Origin of the sequence: Blautia sp. An249 (genome assembly GCF_002159835.1) — a bacterium.
Taxonomy (GTDB): domain Bacteria; phylum Bacillota; class Clostridia; order Lachnospirales; family Lachnospiraceae; genus Blautia_A; species Blautia_A avistercoris.
The window spans coordinates 1-2785 of the sequence record NZ_NFJL01000052.1; the positions used below are offsets into that span (position 1 = coordinate 1).

The window sequence follows — 2785 nt, forward strand, 5'->3', positions numbered from 1 at the left end:
GGGGCCGGGGGTGCCTGCAAAGCGCCGCCCCGGACAAAAGCCGCAAATTCCTGCGGGGTCATGTTCAGGCCCCGGACGAGCTGGACGATCTGCATATTTTCCTGTTCGGTCTTAGCCGCTTCCAGCTCCCGAAGCTGTTTCTGCAATTCCGCGATCTTGCTCTTGGTTTTCTCAATGTCCCGTTCAATACGGTCAAGTTTGTTTGCTGCCATAATCAAAAACTCCTTTCTGGCGTCAAGGTAAACGCCCATAGCAATATAGGTGCTGCTGCCAATAGCTTGAATTTAAGTTGGTATAAGAAATGGGGTCGCCGCAATGCAGCATGACGGAGTTCCCCACATACAATCCGACGTGGGACACGCCGGGGGTGTCATAGGTGCCGACAAAAAACACCAGGTCGCCGGGCTTGGCCTGGCCTGCGGTGACGGGGGTGCAGATGTTGTATAGGCCCTGGGCCGTCTGCCGCCCGACGCTCCATCCGCTGTGATTGAGTACCCAGCTTATAAAGCCGGAACAGTCAAAGGACGTGGACGGGCTGGAACCGCCCCACACATAGGGATAGCCCACATACTTGTCCGCCTCCGCGATCATGGCCGCAAAGGTTTCATCCTCCAAAGCCTCCGGGGGGATTTCATAGTAGGTCGGCTCCTTGACGGTGGAGGCGTTGGGGTAGCTGCCGGTGGGGAACAGGTCGGGCCGGTTCCCTAATGTCTGCATATAGGCCGCGTACATACTCAATTCATCCTCGCCCATGATGGAAACAGGCAGGTGGGATAAGTCGTTGTTGACGAGCTTCACGTTGCAGATGTAGTAGGTATAGGGAACCTCCACCTCGTATTCGTTACCCTCGCTGTCCGTCCGGGTTTCGGTGCGGTAGCGGATTTCCGTTTCAATGGTCTGCGTCAGGGTGTATTGCTTCTCAAACAGCATGGCAAGGTCGCCCTGCACGCCGTCCAGGGTAAACACGCCCTCATGGAGTGCCGCCAGGATGGAAGTCAGCACATAGGGGTCATGGCCGATCTCGTCCAGGTCAAAGCGGTATTCGTCGTAGCCAGGGTGCAGGCTTTCGTAGTTGTCAAGCTCATGCTGCAAATCCGCCTCCAAATCGGAGTAGGCGGCCTCGGCCCCCAGCATATCGCTGTCCTCGGAGAGATAGGAGGTGGCCGCAAGTCCCGTCCCGGCGCTGCCAAACATGGCGGTGCAGGATTGCAGGCCGCCCATAATCAGCAGAAGCATAAGGCCCACGCCGCCAATCAGCAGCACGCCTTTCCAGTGCCGGGCCACAAAGGAAGCGGTCTTTTGGCTCTCCTTGGCGGCTCTCTTGGCTGCGGCTGCGCTGTTCTTTGCGGCCTTGGCTGCGGCTCCCGCCGCGCCCTGGGCCGTCTGGCCTGCCGCCCGCGCTGCTTTGGCGTATTCCCGCTTGATTTTCTGTTTCTGCCAGAGGCGGGAAACGGGGTTCTTTACCGCCTGGGCCATTTCCGGGTTATCCCGCAGGGACTTTTGATACACAAACTCGGCGTTGGCCGCGATAGACTTTTTCTCGGCCCTGGCCGCCGCCCGGTAGGGTTTCAGCTTGTGCCGCCGTCTGGCGCTGCGGATGGCCTTTCCCGCCTGCCGCTCCGCCAGTTCTTCCCCCTTGTGGCCGCCCTCCACACCCACATTTTCCTGTTCGACTTCGTGGATTTTCCCGTGGAGGTAAAGGCCCGCCTCCTGTACGGGGCGGCTGGCCGGATGGGGTTTCAGCTTGGGCGGGTCTTTCTCCACTTTCTCAAAGTGAAGTTTGTTGACCGCCCGGCCCCTGGCCGCGTCATAGACGGTTTCTTTGGTAAGCACACGCTTTTGGGGAAGCGCCTCCTTTGCCGCGTCCAGCTTGTCGGCCCGTTTCTCGGACTTTTGGATATAGGGGGCCAGCTCCGGGGAGGCCCGTTCCTCGGCGGTAAATTGCAACCGGGAGGCGGGCCGGTGAAGGGCTTCGCCTCCCTCGGCCACCACCTGTTCAGCGTCCCTGGCCGCTTTCTTTGCCTTGTGCCGGTCGTGGACAGCGCCCGCCCGTTCCAGCGCCTTTTCCGCCGCGCCGCCCGGCTGGGCGGTAAGCTCCTGTTCGGCCTCCCGGCTGGATATGTTGGCGCTCTCGCCGGTAGTCTGGTTATCCAGCGTCAGCCCGTCGCGGGTCATGCGCTGCGTCACCTTGTCACGGGGTTTTAACTGCTTCATGGGCCGTCGCCTCCTTTCCAGGCCCCGCCCCTCATACCGTTTCCCCCTCGCCTAACCGGGTCGTCATAATCTGGTAAAGCTGGGTGTGCTTCGGGATGGGGTTCTTAAAGGGCAGAATGACGTTTTCGTAAATCAAAAGCCCCTCGCCGGGTTCGGAATTGTCCACATACCGTAGCTGCTGGGGAGAGATGTTCAGCCGCTCCGCCAGGATTTTGCGGTCGCCGGACGCCTGGTTTAACAGGCAGATAAAGTCGCTGTTTTCCAGGATATTTTCAATCTCCGGGGAGGAAAGCAGGTCTTTGACGTTCTGCGTGGCACCTGTCGGGACGCCGCCCCATTTTCTGAACCGCTTCCAAATCTCGCAGGAAAAGGCCGCCGTCTGTTCCTCCCGCAACAGCAGGTGAAATTCGTCGCAGAAGAACCAGGTTGCCTTTCCCTGGCTGCGGTTCTGCGTCACCCGGCCCCATATCTGGTCTTGGACGATCAGCATACCAATTTTCTTTAACTGCTTGCCTAACTCCTTGATGTCAAAGGCCACAATCCGGCTGTGGATGTCCACGTTGGTACGGTG

The 2785-nt window shown here is 59.3% G+C and carries 2 protein-coding genes and 1 pseudogene; all 3 read right to left on the minus strand.

The window, feature by feature from the left end:
• The coding region (locus B5F53_RS19365) for a DUF4315 family protein (protein WP_087227118.1) at positions 1-212 on the minus strand (212 nt) is incomplete at its 3' end.
• A gap of 22 nt (positions 213-234) precedes the next feature.
• Complete coding sequence (locus tag B5F53_RS19370; RefSeq protein ID WP_087227120.1) at positions 235-2214, minus strand: C40 family peptidase; 1980 nt, start codon at positions 2212-2214, stop codon at positions 235-237.
• A gap of 31 nt (positions 2215-2245) precedes the next feature.
• Positions 2246-2785 (minus strand): annotated as a pseudogene (locus B5F53_RS19375) (VirB4-like conjugal transfer ATPase, CD1110 family); the annotation flags it as partial.